The organism is Streptosporangium vulgare, assembly GCF_042428775.1.
In the GTDB taxonomy this organism is placed as follows: Bacteria; Actinomycetota; Actinomycetes; order Streptosporangiales; family Streptosporangiaceae; genus Streptosporangium; species Streptosporangium vulgare.
The window spans coordinates 1-20215 of the sequence record NZ_JBHMBS010000049.1 but is presented as its reverse complement, the minus strand read 5'-3'; the positions used below and the strand labels follow the sequence as shown (position 1 = coordinate 20215).

The 20215-nt window shown below is 72.8% G+C and carries 19 protein-coding genes and 1 pseudogene; 9 read left to right on the top strand and 11 right to left on the bottom strand.

Going from position 1 to position 20215, the window contains the following annotated elements:
• Positions 1-41 precede the first annotated feature (41 nt).
• Positions 42-1373: an aspartate--tRNA(Asn) ligase gene (aspS, locus tag ACFFRH_RS42535; protein ID WP_386163774.1), complete on the bottom strand. Its 1332-nt coding sequence runs from the start codon at positions 1371-1373 to the stop codon at positions 42-44.
• Positions 1374-2122: 749 nt separating this feature from the next.
• On the opposite strand from aspS, the gene ACFFRH_RS42530 reads away from it, so the two are divergent.
• Positions 2123-2617, top strand: a complete 495-nt coding sequence (locus tag ACFFRH_RS42530; protein ID WP_386163772.1) for a SigE family RNA polymerase sigma factor — start codon at positions 2123-2125, stop codon at positions 2615-2617.
• Positions 2614-3705, top strand: coding sequence for a hypothetical protein (locus tag ACFFRH_RS42525; protein ID WP_386163770.1), 1092 nt, complete (start codon positions 2614-2616; stop codon positions 3703-3705). The genes ACFFRH_RS42530 and ACFFRH_RS42525 overlap by 4 nt, the downstream gene beginning before the upstream one ends.
• 126 nt (positions 3706-3831) lie before the next feature.
• On the opposite strand, the gene ACFFRH_RS42520 is transcribed toward ACFFRH_RS42525, so the two are convergent.
• Positions 3832-4251 (bottom strand): winged helix-turn-helix transcriptional regulator, encoded by a 420-nt coding sequence (locus tag ACFFRH_RS42520; protein WP_386163768.1) that lies wholly within the window; start codon positions 4249-4251, stop codon positions 3832-3834.
• A gap of 107 nt (positions 4252-4358) precedes the next feature.
• Here ACFFRH_RS42520 and ACFFRH_RS42515 point away from each other — a divergent pair, with 107 nt between their 5' ends.
• Entirely contained in the window at positions 4359-4724 is a 366-nt protein-coding gene (locus tag ACFFRH_RS42515) for a DoxX family protein (protein ID WP_386163766.1), read from the top strand.
• 101 nt (positions 4725-4825) lie between these two features.
• Here the strand turns inward: ACFFRH_RS42515 and ACFFRH_RS42510 are convergent, their stop codons facing one another.
• On the bottom strand, positions 4826-5272 hold the full coding sequence (locus ACFFRH_RS42510) for a nuclear transport factor 2 family protein (protein WP_386163764.1): 447 nt from the start codon (positions 5270-5272) through the stop codon (positions 4826-4828).
• Between the two features lie 91 nt (positions 5273-5363).
• Here ACFFRH_RS42510 and ACFFRH_RS42505 point away from each other — a divergent pair, with 91 nt between their 5' ends.
• Complete coding sequence (locus ACFFRH_RS42505) at positions 5364-5933, top strand: PadR family transcriptional regulator (RefSeq protein ID WP_386163762.1); 570 nt, start codon at positions 5364-5366, stop codon at positions 5931-5933.
• Positions 5934-6153: 220 nt separating this feature from the next.
• On the opposite strand, the gene ACFFRH_RS42500 is transcribed toward ACFFRH_RS42505, so the two are convergent.
• The 4 genes from ACFFRH_RS42500 to ACFFRH_RS42485 form a co-directional block, all read right to left on the bottom strand.
• A complete protein-coding gene (locus ACFFRH_RS42500; RefSeq protein ID WP_386163760.1) occupies positions 6154-6684 on the bottom strand; it encodes a GNAT family N-acetyltransferase in 531 nt (176 codons plus the stop codon).
• A gap of 142 nt (positions 6685-6826) precedes the next feature.
• Positions 6827-7012, bottom strand: a complete 186-nt coding sequence (locus tag ACFFRH_RS42495; RefSeq protein ID WP_386163758.1) for a VOC family protein — start codon at positions 7010-7012, stop codon at positions 6827-6829.
• Between the two features lie 165 nt (positions 7013-7177).
• Positions 7178-9568: an ATP-binding cassette domain-containing protein gene (locus ACFFRH_RS42490; RefSeq protein WP_386163756.1), complete on the bottom strand. Its 2391-nt coding sequence runs from the start codon at positions 9566-9568 to the stop codon at positions 7178-7180.
• A 196-nt stretch (positions 9569-9764) separates the two neighbouring features.
• Positions 9765-10004 carry a VOC family protein gene (locus tag ACFFRH_RS42485; protein ID WP_386163754.1) on the bottom strand — a complete coding sequence of 80 codons (240 nt, stop codon included), beginning with the start codon at positions 10002-10004 and terminating at the stop codon, positions 9765-9767.
• A gap of 177 nt (positions 10005-10181) precedes the next feature.
• On the opposite strand from ACFFRH_RS42485, the gene ACFFRH_RS42480 reads away from it, so the two are divergent.
• A complete protein-coding gene (locus ACFFRH_RS42480) occupies positions 10182-11537 on the top strand; it encodes a serine hydrolase domain-containing protein (RefSeq protein WP_386163752.1) in 1356 nt (451 codons plus the stop codon).
• Here the strand turns inward: ACFFRH_RS42480 and ACFFRH_RS42475 are convergent.
• Positions 11480-12430 carry a LysR family transcriptional regulator gene (locus ACFFRH_RS42475; RefSeq protein ID WP_386163750.1) on the bottom strand — a complete coding sequence of 317 codons (951 nt, stop codon included), beginning with the start codon at positions 12428-12430 and terminating at the stop codon, positions 11480-11482. The two genes, ACFFRH_RS42480 and ACFFRH_RS42475, sit on opposite strands and share 58 nt — an antisense overlap.
• Positions 12431-12507: 77 nt before the next feature.
• On the opposite strand from ACFFRH_RS42475, the gene ACFFRH_RS42470 reads away from it, so the two are divergent.
• The 4 genes from ACFFRH_RS42470 to ACFFRH_RS42455 all read left to right on the top strand — a co-directional run bounded on the left by ACFFRH_RS42470 (position 12508) and on the right by ACFFRH_RS42455 (position 16038).
• Complete coding sequence (locus ACFFRH_RS42470) at positions 12508-13221, top strand: CTP synthase C-terminal region-related (seleno)protein (protein WP_386163748.1); 714 nt, start codon at positions 12508-12510, stop codon at positions 13219-13221.
• 359 nt (positions 13222-13580) lie between these two features.
• Complete coding sequence (locus ACFFRH_RS42465) at positions 13581-14426, top strand: cytochrome P450 family protein (RefSeq protein WP_386163746.1); 846 nt, start codon at positions 13581-13583, stop codon at positions 14424-14426.
• A complete protein-coding gene (locus ACFFRH_RS42460) occupies positions 14423-15220 on the top strand; it encodes an isocitrate lyase/PEP mutase family protein (protein ID WP_386163744.1) in 798 nt (265 codons plus the stop codon). The genes ACFFRH_RS42465 and ACFFRH_RS42460 overlap by 4 nt, the downstream gene beginning before the upstream one ends.
• A 500-nt stretch (positions 15221-15720) precedes the next feature.
• On the top strand, positions 15721-16038 hold the full coding sequence (locus tag ACFFRH_RS42455; RefSeq protein WP_386163742.1) for a DUF6355 family natural product biosynthesis protein: 318 nt from the start codon (positions 15721-15723) through the stop codon (positions 16036-16038).
• A gap of 223 nt (positions 16039-16261) precedes the next feature.
• On the opposite strand, the gene rox is transcribed toward ACFFRH_RS42455, so the two are convergent.
• The 3 genes and pseudogenes from rox to ACFFRH_RS42440 all read right to left on the bottom strand — a co-directional run.
• Positions 16262-17686, bottom strand: a complete 1425-nt coding sequence (rox, locus tag ACFFRH_RS42450) for a rifampin monooxygenase (protein ID WP_386163740.1) — start codon at positions 17684-17686, stop codon at positions 16262-16264.
• Positions 17687-18164: 478 nt separating this feature from the next.
• On the bottom strand, positions 18165-19202 hold the full coding sequence (locus tag ACFFRH_RS42445; protein WP_386163738.1) for a TerC/Alx family metal homeostasis membrane protein: 1038 nt from the start codon (positions 19200-19202) through the stop codon (positions 18165-18167).
• A 603-nt stretch (positions 19203-19805) separates the two neighbouring features.
• Positions 19806-20215: pseudogene (locus ACFFRH_RS42440) on the bottom strand (hypothetical protein); the annotation flags it as partial.

The window sequence follows — 20215 nt, the reverse complement described above, 5'->3', positions numbered from 1 at the left end:
CCGTTCCGGTGGTGTCCCGGAACGGGCCGCACCCGGTGGCGTCACGGGGTCAGCCGGTGGAGGTCACGGGGGAACAGGGTGGCGCGGCGGATGTTGTCGGCGCCGGTCAGCCGGGTGGTCCACCGCTCCAGGCCGAGGGCGAAGCCACCGTGCGGGGGCATCCCGTGCCGGAAGGCGGCGAGATAGCCGGCGTACGGCTCCGGCGACTCCCCGCGAGCCGCCAGGGCCGCGAGATAGTCGTCGTGGCGGTGCAGGCGCTGGCCGCCGGTGACGAGCTCCAGGCCGCGAAAGAGCAGGTCGAAGCTGTTGGAGTACTCCGGCCTGCCCGGCTCGGGGTGGGTGTAGAAGGGACGTTTGGACATCGGGTAGCCGGTGACGAACAGGAACTCGCTGCCGTGCTCGCGCAGCGCCCATCGCGACAGCCAGCGTTCGTGGGCCGGGGCGAGGTCCGGCTCGCCTCGCGGGTCCTCGTCGGTGTGGGCGGCCAGGAGCTCCTGGGCCTCGGCGAAGTGGATCTCCGGGATCCGTTCCGGGACGTCGGGCAGGTCGACGCCCAGCAGCGCGCACTCCTCGCCCGCGTGCCGCCCGACGGCGGCCGTCATGCCCGCGAGGACCTCGCGCAACACGGCCATCACGTCCCGGTGGTCGGTGACGAAGCCGAGCTCGGCGTCCAGCGAGGTGTACTGGGCCAGGTGCCGCGCGGTGTCGTGGGGCTCGGCCCGGAAGACCGGTCCGGTCTCGTAGACGCGCTCGAAGACGCCGACCATGGCCTGCTTGAAGAACTGCGGCGACTGGGCGAGGTAGGCGCGGGTGCCGAACCAGTCGATCCCGAAGACGTTGGCGCCGGACTCGGTCGCCGAGGCCACCACCTTGGGGGTGTGGATCTCGGTGAAGCCGAGCGCGTCCAGCGTCGCGCGGAAACCCGCCACCGAGACCGCGGAGATGGCGTGGGGCGCCCGCAGCAGCGGATGGCGCAGGGTGACCGGGGCGTGGTCGAGGATGGTCGGCAGGGTGGCCGGCACCGAGGGACGGTAGAGGTCGAACGGCGGGGCCTCGGCCGGTCCCGACAGGGCGGTCACCACCGGGGAGGTCACCTCGGCTCCGCCGGGGGCCTGGGGGTTGGCGGTCACGGTCCCGGTGATCTGCAGGACCGTCTCTTCGGGGTGGCCGCCGGCCGCGGTCATGGCCTCGGGGCCGGTGACCACGGCCTGGACCAGGCCGGAGCGGTCTCTCAGGACGAGGAAGACCACGGATTTCAGGGTTCGCCGGCGATGGAGCCAGCCCTGGACGGTCACCTGCCGGCCGATTCGCCGCGGGAGCTCCGAGGCCAGGGTTCTGCCGGCGGGCAGGACAGTCGTGGATGAGGAGATCATCACAAACCTCTTGGCAGTGAGTGGTGATCCCTTGGGAGTGCGGGCGAGAAGGGAACTCGCGGTGCCACCGCACTTTCACCGCCGTGACGACGGCGGCCTCGATGGGCCCGGTGACGGGGGCCGGCCGGCGGGGCATTGGGCGCGGACGCCGTTTCTCCCCGCACTCGGGAGGGTCTTCGTCACCGGGGACAGGGCCGCCTTCGCAGCTGCCGGCGGCTCTCTCCTGCCTGCCCTGATCCGGTGACTACTCGTCTCCGTCAATGCGTTGCCGGAAGAGTACGCGTGCGCCGACGCGCATCGCAACCGCAATCGCCGCGCGTCGCGGAGCACGGCGAGAAAGGGAGCACGGCAGGGGAAGGGCATGGCGAGGGAAGGCAGCACGGGCAGGGGGAAGGAGTACGGCGAGGGAAGGCCGCACGGGTGTCCGGCCTGCGCCGTGCCGCGGCGTGACCCGGCGGCCTTCCCGGCGATCTGCCGTCTGGCCTGCGCGGGGAGCGGCGGTGGTGTTCGCCGACGAGACGTGAAAGCCCGGGTGGCACGCCAGGCGGTCGCCGGTGAGTACGAGCCGGCCGCGGCCACGCACCGCGGCACGCGCCGGCTGCGAAAGCGTCCCGACATCGTCCGGGCCTTCTTCGCCGACCCGCACCTGGCCTACCTCAGCCCCGTGGCACCGGTAATCCCGAAACCTACGATCGGCTCAGTACGCTGACGTTCCAACCTGGAGCCTCTCGGCGGAGTTGTTTCGATACATGGACCGTTACGAGGGGTTCCATGAGTTCGTGCGCGCTCGCCAGCAATCGCTGATGCGGACGGCGTACCTGCTCACCGGGAACGCCCATCTCGCCGAGGACCTGTTACAGACGGTCCTCACCCGTGTCGCCTCCCACTGGGCCAAGCTCGCCAAGGGCGGCAACCCCGAGGCGTACGCCCGCAGAGCCCTGGTGAACCAGAGCATCTCCTGGCGCCGGCGCAGGCACGTCGAGCTGCCCGGGGCCGAACTGCCGGAACTCGCCGAGTCCGGGCAGCCGCACGACGAGGCGACCGTACGCCGTCTGGCCCTGCTCCAGACGCTGGCCCAGCTCACCCCGAAGCAGCGGGCGGTGATCGTGCTGCGCTTCTACGAGGACCGCTCCGAGCACGAGACCGCGCGGCTCATGGGCGTCTCGCTCGGCACCGTCAAGAGTCAGACGAACTACGCGCTGTCGAAACTGCGCGCGCTCACCCCCCAGGAGGTGTACCGGTGAACATCCTTCGTGAGGATCTGCACGCGCTGGCCGAGCGGGCGCCCGCCGTCGACCTGGCGGACCGGGCGGTGCGGGGTGCGCGCAGGAGGCGCGCGACCCGCCTGGCCGTGGTGGCCGCCGCCGTGACCTGCCTGGTCGCGGGCGGTGGCGTCACACTGCTCCAGCAGGTACGCCCCGCGCCCCCGGTCGTGCTCACCCCGCCGAAGACGACGGTGCCTCCGCTGCCCGCCAAGGGGGTCGGGCCGGTCGAGCAGGCGTACCGGCAGTCGTGCCCGATGATCGGAGATCCGTGTCCCAGGCGCGCCTGGCGGATCGTGACCGGCGGGGGCGATATCTACGAGCTGGACGAGGCGTTCGAGAAGGGGCCGCTGGAGGTCACGGCGGACGGCCGCAGGATCGCCTACTACAGCTCGGAGCATCGCCGGATCGTGGTGCGCGACCTGGCGAGCGGCAGGACGTGGAAGGCGCCGCTGAAGCAGCCCGCGGAGGACTTCGCGGTCGAGTTCGCCCTGCGGCTGTCCCCCGGCGGGCTGCGGTTCGTCGTGTCGGGGTGGGGCGGGCGGCGGGAGCCGAACAAGCTGGTGGACATGGCACGGGGAACGGTGACCGACCTCAAGCGCGGCTGGTGGCCGGTGAGCGTGTCGGACGGGTCCGGGCCCGTCGTGCTCGCCAAGCCGTACGACATGACCAGCCAGGTGTGGGTGCTCGGCCACAAGCCGATCACCATCCAGGACTTCACGTACTACTACAGCGCCCTCGCGCCCGACGGGAGGACACTCGCCAGGCTGGGGCGGAGCACCGACCGGAATCGGCGGCAGACGATGCGACAGGACGGCTCGATCATCGTCTTCGACGCGCTGCGCGGCGGCGGGGAGACCCGTATCTTGGTATCCGGCATCGGGGAGGGGCTCCACCTGTCGAAGCTCGGCGGCTGGCTGAACCCCGCGGAGGTGACCGCGCTGGCCGTCCCGGGGCGGCCGGACAGGCCGTCGGTGGTTTACGCGGTGGACGTGCGGACGGGCCGGAGCAGGGAGCTGTTCCCGCTCCGCCAGGACGGGATAAACGTGGTGCCGGGCCTGGTGCGCTGACCGCTGCCTGCCGTGCGACCGCGGGACCGGCCACAACCGCGTCACCACGATCAAGACCGCGAACGTCGGCGTCGCCGGAGCGTCAGGGGGAGGTGGCCGCGGGCGGGGCATCGGGCCGTGGGGCCGTCAGTCCCGGGTCGCCGGTTTCGGGTCCCGGGCCTGGTAGGACTCCCGGCTGGCCTCGATGTGCGAGATGTGCTCGATGGCCCAGCCGGCGAGGGCGAGCGCGGGTGGGATGAGGCTCTTGCCGGTGAGGGTCAGCGCGTACTCGACTCGTGGCGGGACCTCGGCGTGCACGGTCCGGGAGACCAGGCCGTCGCGTTCGAGGTTCCGGAGCGTCAGGGTCAGCATGCGCTGGGAGATCCCGGGGACCTGCTGGTGCAGGTCGGTGAAGCGCAGCCTCCCCTGGTCGAGGGTCGCCACGATCAGCAACGTCCACTTGTTGCAGATGCGGTCGAGGATGGCGCGGATCGTCCGCCCGCCGTCTCCTCGGATCATGCAGGTGTGCTCGTACTCCGACATGACGATCCCCTGTGGGTAACGCACACGTGTGTGCCTTTTGTACGGCTTTCAATAGTGACGCATCATGGGGCTACTTACGCCTGGTAACCATCGTGGCCGGCGTCACGTCACTAGCCCCCGAGGTGTCCTCCATGGAGATTTCCTATTGGATCGTCGCGGCGCTCCTGGCCGCCTTCTACCTCTACGCCGGAGGCAAGAAGGTCACCCAGAGCCAGGAGCGGCTCCAGCCGATGATGGGCTGGGTCGACACCGTTCCCATGCCGATCGTCCGCCTGATCGGGGTCCTGGAAGTCCTCGGCGCGGCCGGCCTGGTCCTGCCGCCGCTCACCGGGATCGCGCCCTGGCTCGCCATCGCCGCGGCGATCGGCCTCGTCCTGATCCAGATCGGCGGCATCGTGGTCCATCTGAGCCGCGGCGAGGTCCGGCAGATCGGACTCAACATCGCCCTCCTGGCGGCCGCCGCGGCGACCGCCTGGCTCGGCACCACCTGGCTCTGAACCGTTTCCCCGCCGGTCAGGGAGCGTCGGGGGCGCCCGATGCCGGGTCGGCGGGACCGTGAAGCGGTCCGAGGGCCGTACGCCGGCGACGGCGGGCGCGCTCAGTGATCGGCCGAGGCCGGGGCGGGGGCCGGGGCGAGACCGTCGGCGACGAGACCGGCGAGGACCGCCTCCCCCAGGGCCTGGACCGCGGACTGCGGGCGGACCATCACGGTGAACTCCTTGATCAGGCCGTCCTGGTCGAACTGGAGGAGGTCCATGCCGTGGATCTGCTTGCCGCGCACGGTGGCCCGGAACAGCAGGACGACCGACGGGACCTCGGTACCGTCGGCGCTGGTCTGGGCGGCGCCGTCGAGGTGCCCGATGTAGCGGAAGTCGTCCTCGAAGGTGCGCAACAGGACACCGAAGAGCCCCACGACCATGGGCTTGCCCTCGAAGGGGGTGAACTTCACCGGGCTGTAGAAACGGATGTCGTCGGTGAACAGGTCACCCAGAGCGGTGAGGTCGCGACGCTCGACGGCGGCCCGGAAGCGGTCTGCGGTGGTCATGGTTGCATCCCAATAGTCAACAAAGTGATTAGTCACTTAATTGACTATCATGGCAGGCATCCGCCGGGAAAGAGGGAATGGGGGCGTCTCGATGACGTTGCGACACGCCGTGCTGGCGGCACTGCTGGACGAGGAGCTCAGCGGATACCAGCTGGCCAAGGCGTTCGACACGGGCGTGGCGAACTTCTGGCATGCCCTGCCCCAGCAGCTGTACGCCGAGCTGGCCAAGCTGGAGAGGGAAGGGCTGGTCTCCGGCCGGGAGGTGGTCCAGGACAGCCGGCCCAACAAGCGCCTGTTCAGGGTGACCGAGACCGGTCTGGCCGAGCTGGAGCGGTTCGCGGCGACCGCCGGCAAGCCCTCCTTCATCCGCGACGACCTTCTCGTCAAGGTCCAGGCCGCCGACCACGTCGACACCGGCGAGGTGATCGCCCAGCTCATGGAACGGGCCGCCTTCGCCGACGCCAAGATCGAACTGTTCGGCGGGCTGCTGCGGCAGATGCGCGGCGACAGGAGTGAGGAGGAGTTCCTGCGCCACGGTGAACGTGTCGGCCCCTACCTGACCTGCCTGCGCGGTCTCGCCTTCGAGCAGGGCAACCGGGAGTGGTGCCACCGGAGCGCGGCGGTCCTGCGGGAGAGGCGGGCCGCTCACGCCCGGCTGTGAGTACGGCGGTGAGTACGCGCGCGCCACGTCACCCCGGGCGACAGCCGGACGGAAGAGCCCGGCGACGACGGCACCGGCCCGCGCGGCCGGGCCGACCGGCTCGGCCGCGCCCCCGCCCCGGCTCGACCTGGCCACCGCCCCCGGCCGGTGAGCCGTTCCGGGCCACCACCTGGGCGGGCCCGGTCATCTCCTGACAGGGCCCGCCCAGGCGGTGGCCCTGTCAGGAGATGACCGGGCTGCGTCGCTCGATCAGCACGACGTCGCGCCAGAGGCCGTGGTGGCGGCCGATCCGCTCCCGGGTGCCGATCACCCGGAAACCGGCGCGGGCGTGCAGGGCGAGGCTGGCGGTGTTCTCGGGGAAGACGCCGGACTGGATCGTCCAGATCCCGGCGGCCTCGGTGGAGGCGATCAGAGCCGCGAGCAGCGCGGAGCCGACGCCGCGGCCCCGGGCGGCGGGGTGGACGTAGACCGAGTGCTCCACCACCCCGGCGTAGGCGCACCGGTCGGAGACCGCGACCGCCGCGACCCAGCCCAGCACCCGGCCGTCGCCGGTGCCGTCGGTGTCGGCGGCCTGGTCGACGGCGACGTGGCGGTGGGCGGGCAGCTTGGCCGCCACGAACCGCTCCCAGGTCGGGACGGCGGTCTCGAAGGTGGCCTGGCCTTCGTCGATGCCGAGCTGGTAGATGGCCAGCACCTGGGCGGCGTGCTCGGAGGTCATGGCCGTGATGCGCGGCCCCGCGGGGGCGGTCATGTCCGGCCCACGGCGGCCCGTGGCCGGGCGGCGGCCATCGCGACGGTGATCCGGACCGGCGGCGACAGGTCCGGAACCGACGGCCGTCCCGCCGCCCCGGCCGATGCCGGTACCGGTGCGGACGGCGCCTGCGCGGTGCCGCTCATGCCGTCGCCGTGACCAGGACCATGGACGTGCCGGGCCGCCCGGCGGGACCGGCCGTGACCCAGCGCATCCCGTCATACCCCGCGTCGCCGCGGACCTCGAAGCCGAGAGCGTCGCGGTGGAAGGCCGGCGAGGCGTCCGGGGCGTCCTGCGGCAGGAAGGTCGCCTGAATGGTGATGTCCATGACGGCCAGGCTAGTTGCGGCTCGGTAACCCCCGCTTCTCGATTCCTGACCGGCCCGGTCACCCCTTTCGCCACGTGGGACGGCGCCCCCGCCGTCCCACGTGCTTCACACCGGGAGTCCCAACAGCTCAGGGAACTCGTCCCACGGCGTCCGCGAGGGCCCCGCTCAGGCGCCGACGTAGGCCGCGAGGTGCTCGCCGGTGAGGGTGGAGCGGGCGGCGACGAGGTCGGCGGGGGTGCCGGTGAAGACGATCCGGCCGCCGTCGTGGCCGGCGCCGGGGCCGAGGTCGATGATCCAGTCGGCGTGCGCCATCACCGCCTGGTGGTGCTCGATGACGATGACCGACTTGCCGGAGTCGACGAGCCGGTCCAGCAGGCCGAGCAGCTGCTCGACGTCGGCGAGGTGGAGGCCGGTGGTCGGCTCGTCGAGGACGTAGACGCCGCCCTTCTCCGCCATGTGGGTGGCCAGCTTGAGCCGCTGCCGCTCGCCGCCGGACAGCGTGGTGAGCGGCTGGCCGAGGCTGAGGTAGCCGAGCCCGACGTCGGCGAGCCGGCCGAGGACGGCGTGCGCGGCCGGCGTGCGGGCCTCCCCCGCGCCGAAGAACTCCTCCGCCTCGACCACCGACATCGCGAGCACCTCGCTGATGTCGCGCCCACCGAGATGGTGGTCCAGCACCGACGCCTGGAACCGCCTCCCCTCGCACTCCTCGCAGGTGGTGGCGACACCGGCCATCATCCCCAGGTCGGTGTAGATGACGCCGGCGCCGTTGCAGGCGGGGCAGGCACCCTCGGAGTTGGCGCTGAACAGCGCCGGCTTCACACCGTTGGCCTTCGCGAACGCCTTGCGGATCGGGTCGAGCAGCCCGGTGTACGTCGCCGGGTTGCTCCGTCGCGAGCCGCGGATCGCCCCCTGGTCGATCGACACCACACCCGCGCCGGAGGGGAGCGACCCGTGCACGAGCGAGCTCTTGCCGGACCCGGCGACGCCGGTGACGACGGTGAGCACCCCGAGCGGGATGTCGACGTCGACGTCGCGCAGGTTGTGCTTCGCCGCGCCGCGGATCTCCAGCGTGCCGGTGGGCTTTCGCACCGTCTCCTTGAGGGCGGCCCGGTCGTCGAGATGGCGGCCGGTGATGGTGCCGCTGGCCCGCAGCCCCTCGACGGTGCCCTCGAAGCAGACGGTGCCGCCCGCCGTACCGGCACCGGGGCCGAGATCGACGACGTGGTCGGCGATCACGATCGCCTCCGGCTTGTGCTCCACGACGAGCACCGTGTTGCCCTTGTCCCGCAGTCGCAGCAGCAGGTCGTTCATCCGCTGGATGTCATGGGGGTGCAGGCCGACGGTGGGCTCGTCGAAGACGTAGGTGACGTCGGTGAGCGAGGAACCGAGGTGGCGGATCATCTTGACGCGCTGCGCCTCACCACCCGACAGCGTGCCCGAGGACCGGTCGAGCGAGAGGTAGCCCAGCCCGATCTCCACGAACGAGTCGAGGGTGTGCCCCAGCGAGGCGAGCAGCGGCGCCACCGACGGCTCGCGGAGGCCACGGACCCATTCGGCGAGGTCGCTGATCTGCATCGCGCACGCGTCGGCGATGTTGATCCCGCCGATCCGCGACGACCTGGCCGCCTCGCTGAGCCGGGTGCCCTCGCACTCGGGGCAGGTGGTGAAGGTGACCGCCCGGTCCACGAACGCCCGGATGTGCGGCTGCATCGCCTCCCGGTCCTTGGACAGGAACGACTTCTGGATCTTCGGGATCAGTCCCTCGTAGGTGAGGTTGACGCCGTCGACCTTCACCTTGACCGGCTCCTTGTAGAGGAAGTCGTGCAGCTCCTTCTCGGTGTACTTGCCGATCGGCTTGTCCGGGTCGACGAAGCCCGACTCGGCGTAGACCCGTACGGTCCAGAAGCTGTCCGACTTCCAGCCCGGGATGGTGAACGCGCCCTCGGCGAGCGACTTGGAGTCGTCGTAGAGCTGGGTGAGGTCGATGTCGGAGACCGCGCCCTGGCCCTCGCAGCGCGTGCACATGCCGCCGACGCGGGTGAAGGTCGCCTTCTCGGTCTTGCGGGCGCCGCGTTCGACCGTGATCGCACCGCTCGCCCGGACCGTGGGGACGTTGAAGGAGAACGCGTTGGGCGAGCCGATGTGCGGCTGTCCGAGCCGGCTGAAGAGGATGCGCAGCATCGCGTTGGCGTCGGTGGCCGTGCCGACCGTGGAACGGATGTTGGCCCCCATCCGCTGCTGGTCGACGATGATCGCGGTCGTCAGCCCTTCGAGCACGTCGACCTCGGGCCGCGCCAGCGTCGGCATGAAGCCCTGCACGAAGGTGCTGTAGGTCTCGTTGATCAGCCGCTGGGACTCCGCGGCGATCGTGCTGAACACCAGCGAGCTCTTGCCCGAGCCGGAGACGCCGGTGAACACCGTCAGCCGGCGCTTCGGGATCTCGATGCTGACGTCCTTGAGGTTGTTCTCGCGCGCGCCGTGCACGCGGATCAGGTCGTGGCTGTCGGCATCGTGCGGCGCAGGCGACTGCGCGTCCGTCCGCGGGGTCATGCTCATCGTGTCTCCATCTGTGTTCGGCGTCGCCTGGCTCGATCTAACCAGTTTCGAGCAGTACGTCCGCTCGTCCTTCGTCGGCGCGGTCGCGGCGACGGCCCGCTGTCCATCCGATCGGCGGCACCGGCCGGGGTGGCACGAAACCCGTCCGGCCGATGCGGGCCGTCCGTCCGGGCCATGGCCGTGGTCGCCGGACGGATCAGCGGATCTCGTTGATCCTGGTCAGGTTGCCCGCGGGGTGGCGGAAGGCGCGGTCACGGACCCCGTACGGCTGCCGGGCCGGCTCCTGGGCGGCCTGGGCGCCCCCGGCCCGCACGCGCGTGAAGGTGCCGGGTCGGCCGTCGCCGCGGACCTTAAAGCCGAGAGCGTCGCGGTGGAAGGCCGGCGAGGCGTCCGGGTCGTCGTGCGGCAGGAAGGTCGCGTGACCGGTGATGTCCATGGCGATCACGCTAGGCGCGGCCCGGGGGCGGGCGCTTCTCGATTCCTGACCGGTTCGGTGACCGGTTCGGTGACCGGTTTCGTGCCGGGTCGCCGCCGATGCCCTCCCGGCTCGGACGGCACTAACCTGGGGACACTTTTTCAGGTTGGGTTTTCGTGTCGGGTGAGGAGCCATTTGATGTCGCCGGTTCTGGAGAGTACGGCTCGCGCGCTGCTGCGCAGGATCGCGGTGGAGCAGGCCCAGGGACGCCTGCCCTCGCTGACCGCCGCGGTGGTGCGCGACGGGGAGCTCGCCTGGTTCGGCGCGCGGGGCCGGGTGGAGGGGATCGCCCCCACCCCCGTCACCCAGTACCGGATCGGCTCGATCACCAAGAGCCTGGTCGCCGCCGTGGTGATGCGCCTGCGCGACGAGGGGAAGGTCGACCTGCTCGACCCGGTCGGCAAGCACATCCCCGACCTGCGGGTCGGCGAGGTGACCATCGCCCAGTTGCTGTCGCACACCTCGGGGCTGAGCGCCGAGTCCCCGGGGCAGTGGTGGGAGCGGACCCCGGGCGTGCCTGTCGCCGAGCTCGTCGCCGGGCTCGGCCCCGAGGCGGCCAAGCACCGGCCCGGCCGCCGCTACCACTACTCCAACGTGGGTTTCGCCCTGCTGGGCGAGCTGGTGGCCCGGCACCGCGGCGTGAACTGGGCCCAGGCCGTGCAGGAGGAGATCCTGCTGCCCCTGGGCATGCGCGACACCACCGCGCGGCCGCGCGCCCCGCACGCCACCGGCTACGCCGTGCACCCCTGGGCGGACGTGCTGCTGCCCGAACCCGAGCACGACGCGGTCTCCATGGCCCCGGCCGGGCAGCTGTGGTCCACCCCCGCCGACCTCGCCCGGTGGGCGGCGTTCGTGGCCGGGGACACCGGGGGCGTGCTCGCCCCGGACACCGTGGCGGAGATGCGCGAGCCCGCGACCGTCGACGACGGTGACGCCTGGACCGGCGGGTACGGCCTGGGCCTGCAGCTGGCCCGCGCGGGCGGCCGCCGCCTGGCCGGCCACACCGGCTCCATGCCGGGCTTCCTGGCCACGGTGTGGGCCGACCCGTCCGACAAGGTCGGCGTGCTGTTCACCGCCAACTCCACCGCGGGCGTCAGCCGCAACCTGCTGACCGACCTGCTGGCGATCCTCGACCAGCACGAGCCGCGCCTGCCCGACGAGTGGGAGCCCGTCGCCGACACCGCGGGCCTGCTGGAGCTGACCGGCCCGTGGTACTGGGGACCCAGCGCGTACGCGCTGCGGCTGCTGCCCGAGGGCGGGGTCTCCCTCAACCCGGTCGGCGGCGCGGGACGGGCCTCGCGGTTCGCCGCCCAGGCCGACGGGACCTGGCTGGGGCTGGACGGCTACTACGCGGGCGAGACCCTGCGGGTGGTCCGCAGGCCCGACGGCACGCCCAGCCACCTGGACCTCAACACCTTCGTCTTCACCCGCACCCCCTACGACCCGGAGGCGGCGGTGCCCGGCGGGGTGGACGAGGGCGGCTGGCGCAGCTGAGCGGCGAGCGCGGCGGCCGGGCCGGCGGCCTCGGCGTACAGGGCCTCCACCCGGTGCACCACGCGCGGCGAGCTCAGCGGCACCCCCCGCGCCGCCCCGGCCACCCCGGTCGCCCCGGTCGCCCCGGTCGCCCCGGTCGCCCCGATGGTCCCGGCCGCCTCGGCGGCCACGGACGCGGGCAGCAGGACCAGCCCGTGCCCGGCGGCGACCAGGTTCAGCACCGTGCGCACGTCCTCGCCGTCGTAGCGGGACGCGGCGCGGAACCCGCCCCCGCCGGCCAGCTCGCGCAGCCGTTCCACCGGTACGGCGACCGGCGCCCGCAGCCACAGGGCGTCGGTCAGATCGGCCAGGTCCAGACCGCGCCGGCGCGAGAGCGGGTGGCCCTCGGGCAGGACCACCACCAGCTCCTCCTCGGTGATCCCGAAGCCCGACAGCGGTCCCACGTCGGGGAGCCGCAGCGGGTCGCTGGGGGCGGCGATCCCGTCGACCAGGCCCAGACCGGCCGCGCCCGAGGCGACCTCGGCGGCGACGCGCTCGCGGGCGACGGTGCGCAGTCCGCATCCCGGGGGCAGGCTCCGCACGATCCCCGGGGTGCAGGCCAGCGGGGAGGCGGCCACCGCGAGCCGCCCCGCCGGTCCCGCCGCGGCGCGCAGCACGTCCGCGCGGGCGGCCCGGTGGCGCAGCAGCAGCGGTCCGGCGTGTTCCAGCAGGCGCTCCCCCGCCCGGGTGGGCGCCACCGGGCGGCGGTGCAGCAGCTCCAGCCCCAGGTCGGCCTCCAGCGCGGCGATCTGCTGCGAGACCGCCGACTGGGTGTAGCCGAGCTCGGTGGCGGCGGCGGAGAAGGACCGCCGGTCGACGACGGTGACGAACGTGCGCAGCAGGTGCGGGTCCACGGTGCATCAGTATCGCTTATCGGCCCACCAGTAATCATCGTTGGTGCTTACCGGGGTACCGGGGCCAGGATCGAGGCATGACCACCGCGAGAATCGCCCTGGTGGGCGACAAGTCACCCTCCGTCCGGTCCCACGCCCGCATCCCCGTCCTGCTGGAGGCGCTGCGCGAGCGCGACGGGCTGGCGCTGGACGCCTACTGGATCCCCACCACCGAGGCCACCGGCCTTGAGGGGTTCGACGGCGTCTGGATGGTGCCCGGCAGCCCGTACCGCAGCGAGGCCGGCGCGGTGGACGCCGCCCGCACCGCCCGCGAGCACGGCATCCCGTTCCTGGGCACCTGCGGGGGCTTCCAGCACACCCTGCTGGAGTACGCGCGCAACGTGCTGGGCCTGTCCGTCGCGCACGCCGAGAACGACCCGGGGGCCGAGGACCTGCTGCTGCTCCCGCTGGCGTGCTCGCTGGCGGGCCACGAGGACGCCGTCCGGCTCACGCCGGGATCGCTGGCCGAGAAGGTCGTCGGCGCCGAGAGGACCGTGGAGAGATACTCCTGCGCCTTCGGGCTCAACGCCGACTACGTGCCCGCGCTGGAGGCGGCCGGGCTGCGCTTCACCGGCCACGACGAGGCGGGGCTGGTACGGGTCCTGGAGCTGCCGGGCCATCCGTTCTTCCTGGCCACCCTCTTCCAGCCGGAGCTGGCCGGAGACGGCAGCCGCCCACACCCGGCCATCGTCGCCTTCGCCTCGGCCTGCGTCACCCGTGCCGCCTCGTCACTCCGCCCGTCGGCACGGTGAGGCGAGAACCCGCGCCGATTCGGATGCCGGCGGGCACGCGGGGCGCGATGCGCGCACGGTGCCGGACGGGAAGCACGGTGCCGGACGGGAACACGCCCCAGCTCCCGCTCCACGGGAAGGCGGGCGGAAAGCGAGCGGGGAAGCGGGCGGGAAAGCCCGTGGCGAGGTCGCCGAACAGCGGCGGCACGTAAGGGGCGGCCAGGTCATGGCCGCCGCCTGTCTCGCACGGACGCTTCGACAGGGGCCGAAGCGTCCGGCGTCTAGCCTTCGGGCATCGCCGAGCCGCGGGACACCGCACCACGCGCTCTCCGGCGCGGAGCGTGGCGGCCCCGCGCCTCCCCTTCGCCCGAGGAGCACCGATGACATCCGATCCACTGGTCCTGAGCCGTCCCGCCGAGATACGGGCCGTGCTGGCCGACTCCCGGTTCACCGTCGACCCCGTACCGCGCCCGCCGTTCGCGCCGACCGTGGCGTGGCTGCGCGGAGCGGTCGGCCGCTTCGCCGAGGGATCGGCGCACGCCGAGCGCAGGGCCGAGGTGGAGGCGGTACTGGCCGGACTGGACCCGGACGCGCTGCGCGCCGAGGCCTTCCGGCTCGCCTCGCGAGGGACCGGCCCTCTCCCCTGTCCCCCGGAGGCGGTCCCGGTGCTGGTCCTGGCCGTCGCCCTGGGGGTGCGGGTCGAAGACGGGCCCGAGGCCGTGGAGGCCGTCGCGGCGATCGCCCCGGCCTACCTGCCCGGACCGGGACCCGATGAGGCGGGTCCCGGCACGGCCGACGAAGGGCTGGTGCGGCTCTCGCGCCTGCTGGGCGACCCGGCTCCGGAGCGGCTGGCGGTGGTGGCGGGGCTGCTCGCCCAGGCGTACGGCCCGATGACCGCCTTGGTCAGCGCCGCCCTGGCCGCCGCACCGGAACGGTTCGCGCGGTCGCGCACGACCGGGGCGTGGCCGGTGCGGGAACTGCTGGACGAGACGCTGCGCCATGATCCTCCGGTCCGGACGCTGCGCCGCAGGGCGCCCGGTGGAAGGACCGTGGTGCTCGACGTCGCGGCGGCCGGTAAGGACCCCGGGACGGCCCGCCTCCCGGGCCTCGCGCGTACCGGAGAGGAACCGGAGCACCTGACGTTCGGGGCGGGACCGCGCGCCTGCCCGGGCAGGCGGGTCGCGCTGGCCCTGGCGGCCGGGACGATCGAGGCGGCGACCCGATGACGTTCGCGCGGTTCAGGGCGCTGCACCACGCGGACGAGCCGCTGCTGCTCCCCTGCGCGTGGGATCACGCCTCCGCGGCGGCCCTGGCGCGGGCGGGGTTCGCCGCGATCGGGACGACGAGCCTGGGGGTGGCGGCCGCGGCGGGCAAGCCGGACGCCGGGCGGGCGACGCGGGAGGAGACGCTGACGCTGGCACGGACGGCGACGAGGCTGGGGATCCCGGTGACGGTGGACATCGAGGCGGGGTTCGCCGAGGCACCCGGCGAGGTCGCCGACCTGGTGGCGGAGCTGGCGGGGCTGGGGGTCGCGGGGGTCAACCTCGAAGACGGGCGCGGGGACCACCTGGCCGGCCTCCCGGCACAGACGCGACTGGTCGCGGTGGTCAAGCGACGGGTTCCCGAGGTGTTCCTCAACGCGCGCACCGACGCGTTCTGGCTGGGGCTGCCCGACGCCCGGGCTCAGGCGCTGGAGAGGGCCCGCGCCTACGCGGAGGCGGGGGCCGACGGGGTCTTCGTGCCGGGCGCGAGTGCCGAGCGGGACATCGAGGCGCTGGTGGCCGGGGCGGGGGTGCCGCTGAACGTGCTCGTCCAGCCCGGTGTGCCGGTGCGACGGCTGGCCGGGCTGGGCGTGGCCCGCCTCAGTTACGGCTCGCTGCTGTTCCGGGTGGCGTTGCGCGCGGCCGTCACCACGGCGCTCGCGGTGGCCGGCGGCGAACCGGTCACCGGCGAGGTGCCCTCCTACCAGGAGGTCGAGGCGCTGCACCGGTACGGCCCGCGCACCGGCGACGGCACCTGAGACGAGTCACCGCCGACACCCGGCCGGGGGGCGGGCAGGGGCGAAATCAGGCGAACTCGACGCGGTCCGGGTCGGCCCACCGGCCCTGGTGCCGGAAACGCGGCGGGGGCCACCGCCGGGCCAGGCCGAACCCGGCTCCTCTCGGCCGTGCTCCCCGGCCCGTCCTGGCCCCGTCATGTCCGGCGGCGTCCGAGCCGTCGCCCCGCGTGTCCGAACCCGGCTGCCCGGTGGATCGATTCCGGACGAGTCCGTCCGCGGCCCTGTTGGACGCCTCGGCGAGGCGGCTTGGCTGACGTTCGACGCGGTGACCGGGTCGGACACGACCGGTGAGCCACGACGAGGAGCAGCCGCCGGGCGGTCCCGGTACGGGCCCGGGCCGGAAGCCCCGCCTCGCCTCATCAGGCGAGGGAGCGGGAATCCGGCCCGGAGCCCGGCGGACTTCCTTACCTGATTTCCCGAAAAGTCGGCACATGTGACCGACCCGAACGACGGAGACCACCATGAACGCACACCGCAGGCCCGCCGCGACCCTCGCCGCCACGGTCCTGACCGCCGGCGCGGCGCTGCTGATCGGCCAGCCGGCCCACGCCGCGCAGACCCCGTCCGGCGGCGTACGAATCCCCGTGGCGGCCAACCCCTGCGGCATGTACCGGGACGGGAGTGCCGCGATGTACAAGAACTGCACCACGGCCAACGAGAGGATCTTCGTGACCTACCTCATCGGCGGCAACCGCTACTTCTGCGTGACCCCCGGCTCGGCGAGCTACGTCGGGTCCTGGGCCGTCACGTTCCGGGTCTACAACCGGGGCACCTGCTAGCCGCGGGGTCGACCGACGCCTCGGGGGGCGGAGACCTGGCGTCATCGGTTTCGCCGCGCAGGCCGAGCGGCCGTTCGGCACCGAGGGCGACGGCGAGCGCGCTTCAGGGGACGCCGCCCAGCCGGGGCCGGCGGGGCGGCGTCCCCTGGCCGCGCCGGTCCCGGTCACGAACGCGCCGGCCCCGGCCGCGAACAGGTCCCGCCCCTTCCGGCCGTGCCCGCGCTCAGCCGGCGGCGCCGAACCACCTGGGCAGCCGGTCGAGCAGCTCCCGCTGGTCCTCACCGACCCACGCCACGTGACCGTCCGGCCGCAGCAGCACCGCGGGCACGTCCAGCTCCTCGCCGACGTCGACGACGTGGTCGACCCGGTCCGCCCAGCCCGTCACCGAGAGCCGTCCGGTCTGGTCGAGCAGCAGTCCGCGGCCGCCGCGCGTCAGCTCGTAGAGGCGGCCGCGCTTCAGTGTCACGTCCCGCATCCGCCGGCCGAGCAGTGCGTGCCCCTCGCCGAAGTCGTAGCGGATCCCGATCGCGACGATCTTCTCGATCAGGTGGCGGTTCACGTCCTCGAATCTCATCAGCTCCGCCAGCAGCCGCCGCACCGCCTGCGGTCCCGGCTCGGTGGACATCAGCTCCATCTGCGCGCGGGTGTTGTCCAGCACGTCGGCGGCGACCGGGTGCCGTTCGGTGTGATAGCTGTCCAGCAGCCCCTCCGGTGCCCAGCCGTTCACCTCGGCGGCCAGCTTCCACCCCAGGTTGAACGCGTCCTGGATGCCGAGGTTGAGTCCCTGCCCGCCGGTCGGCGGGTGGATGTGCGCCGCGTCGCCGGCCAGCAGCACCCGGCCGGTCCGGTAGCGCTCGGCCAGCCGGGTGGCGTCACCGAACCGGGACAGCCAGCGCGGCGAGTGCACCCCGAAGTCGGTGCCGGCGAAGGCCCGCAACTGCCGCTTGAAGTCCTCAAGGGTCGGCGGGACCGAGCGGACCTCGGCCACTCCCTCGGCGGGCACGACGACGCGGTACACGCCCTCCCCGAAGGGGCCGACGCCGAACCGCAGGTGGGTCTTGCGGACCTCGGCCACCACGGCGGCCAGCGTCTCCGGTGGCGCGGTCACCTCCATCTCGCCCAGCAGCGTGTCGGCTCTGGAGGGCTCGCCGGGGAAGCCGACACCGAGCAGCCTGCGCACCGTGCTGCGGCCGCCGTCGCAGCCGACGAGGTAGCGCGAGCGCAGCCGGGTGCCGTCGGCCAGCTCGACGGTCACCCCGTGCTCGTCCTGGCTCAGCCCGGTCAGTTCGTGGCCACGCCTGAGGTCGGCGCCGAGCTCGACGGCGCGCTCGGCGAGCAGGCGGTCGGTGGTGGGCTGCGGGATGCCGAGGACGTAGGGATGCGTGGTGTCCAGCCCCTCGGGCGAGGGGCTGGTGATGGCGGCGAAGAAACCGCCGACCGGGTGCTGCCGGCCGAGCGCGAGGAACCGCTCCAGCAGGCCGCGCTGGTCCATCACCTCGATGCTGCGCACGTGCAGGCCGAGCGAACGGACGTACGCGGTCGGCTCCTTCTCCTTCTCCAGCACGATCACGTGCACGCCGTGCAGCCGCAACTCGGCGGCCAGCATCAAGCCGGTCGGTCCGCCACCGGCGATGATCACGTCGATCATGAAACCCCCCATTCGACAACGTCGTGTTCCGGCCAGCCGCTCCGCGCGGTCCGGCGGCGCGCACACCCGCGTCTCCGCGCGGTGGGTCCCACCTGCGGTTCGACGTCCTGTGAGCCCTATATGCCGACAAAGCGCGCTTACTGCGCGGACCCCTGATTTCCCCAGGTCCTGGCCTCGGCCGATGATTCTGCAGCACGACCCGGGTCTTGCCGCAAGCCCCCCGGTGCGCTATACGTTGAAAGTGGCAAGGAGTGACCGATCTCCTGGCCTTCGTCTTTCTCGCCCCTGTCTTCGCCTTTCGCCGTCCGCCGCGGACGTACGGGCTCCTCCCGGAGCGATGCCGCCATCGGCCGAACGCCCCCGGGGGCTCGTCATCGGAAATCTCCGCGATCTCCGCATCGCTGCCGTGCCGCTGCCACGACCGCCGACCCCGCCGTCCCGGAGTCCTGGGACGGCGGGACCCCGGGACGGCGGAACGCTAGGGCGCCGGTCGCGAGCGGGGATCGGGTCCGGCGGGCGGGGAGGAGGGCTTCTCGTCGCGGCGGTTGGCGTACACGCTCGTGATCGTGACGGTGACCAGGACCACGACGATGACCCCCAGCGACATCAGCGTGGGGATCTCCGGGACCCACGTCCAGATGCCGTGCGCCCAGTGCAGGACGAGCTTGGCCCCGATGAAGGCCAGGATGACGCCGAGCCCGTGGTTCAGGTGCCGCAGCTTCGTCAGGACGCCCAGGAGCACGAAGTAGAGCGCCCGCAGGCCCAGCAGCGCGAAGGCGTTGGTGGCGAAGACGAGGAAGGGGTCCTCGGTCACGCCGTACACCGCGGGCACCGAGTCGACGGCGAAGACGATGTCGGTGGCGAAGACGGCCACGATGGCCAGCGCCAGCGGGGTCAGGGCGCGGCGGCCGTTCTCGCGGACGACCAGGTGGGAGCCGTGGTAGGCGTCGGTGACCGGCATGAAGCGCCGCAGCAGCCGGACCGAGCGCATGGCGGAGATGTCGACCTCGTGCTTCTGCCCGCTCAGCGCGTCCTTGATGATCTTCCAGGCGGTGACGATCAGTATTCCGCCGAACAGCAGGAACGCCCAGGTGCCGCTCTGCAGGACGGCCGCCCCGAGCGCTATGAAGATCGCGCGCAGCACCAGGGCCCCGATGATGCCGTACAGCAGGACGCGCTGGGCCAGCGCGTCGGGGACCGCGAAGGCCGACAGCAGCAGCATGAACACGAACAGGTTGTCGACCGACAGTGACTTCTCCACCACGTAGCCGGTGAAGAACTCCACCCCCACCTTGGACCCGAAGGCCCCCCACACGTAGACGCCGAACAGCAGGGGCAGCGCCAGGTAGAAGACCGACCAGCCCACCGCCTCGCGCATCCGCACCTCGTGCGGGCGCCGGGTCAGCATGAAGTCCACGGCCAGCAGGACCATCAGGGCGGCCACGGTGATCGTCCACAGTCGTGGTGAACCGATCGTTTCAAGATCGGCTACCGGCAGGATCGCCTCGGCGGACATAAAACCTCCTCGAACGCGCTTGGCTGTTCGAGGTCTCCTTCGCCTGCGCCTGCGGGCGGCCGTCCGGGGACGTCGCGGAACGTCCGTACTGACCGGATCGGCTCTTGGGAAGTACTCCCCTCGTCCCACCAGGTTAGGGGGCTCCCGCGCCGGCCCGCACTCCGGGGGCGTTTGACTATGGCCTGAGCTGCGCGGATAGTGAAATTGACACGGAGGGGAGTACCCACCGTCCGACACCCTGATCGTCATCACGGCCCCCGAGCGCAGGGAGGCCCGGCGGGGTGGCCCTCGCGTGACGCGAGGGTGTGGGAAGACCTTCGTCCTCGTCGTCACACGACCACAACGAGGCCGAGGGAGGACTCGATGCCGACCACCGCGCTTCTCGAAATTCTGCTGGGCGTGCTGCTGACGATCTCCGCGATCGTCACCGTCGCCGTTCTGTGGCCGGGCAGGCACCGCCCCCGGCTGCCGCTCCCCCCCGAACCGCCCCCTCCGCGCCGTCCGCCGGTGACCGGCACGAGGCGCCGGGGCGTGACGGGCCCGGGACGCCGCACGCCGGTTCCGCCTCGGCCGAGGCCCGGCGGGGCCCGCGAGCCCGGAGACTCAGCCGGGCTCCGCCCGTAGCTCAGCGGTGATCGCGCGTTCCCTGAGCTGGGCGGACTCGGCGCGCAGTGCCTCCATCTGCTCGCGCAGATCCGTCAGGCGCATCTGTTCCATGGCCAGTCGCATGCGGGCCTCGTCGCGTTCGGCGAGGGCCTCGGCGACCCTGGCCGCCGCGCGCTCCCCCGCCTCGGCGATCTTCTCGGCGGCTCGTTCCTCGGCTTTGGCCATCCGGCGCGCCGTCCGCCTCTCCAGCTCCGCCGCCTGCTTGTCCGCTCGTTCCGCCCGCGTGCGCGCCTCGGCCGCCTCGGCCAGGGCCTGAGCGCGGCCGGTCGCCTCGGCGTCGGCGCGCGCCAGCGCCCGGTCCCGCTCGGCCCCGGCCGGGTCGGCGCGCGCCGACCCGGCCGGGGCCG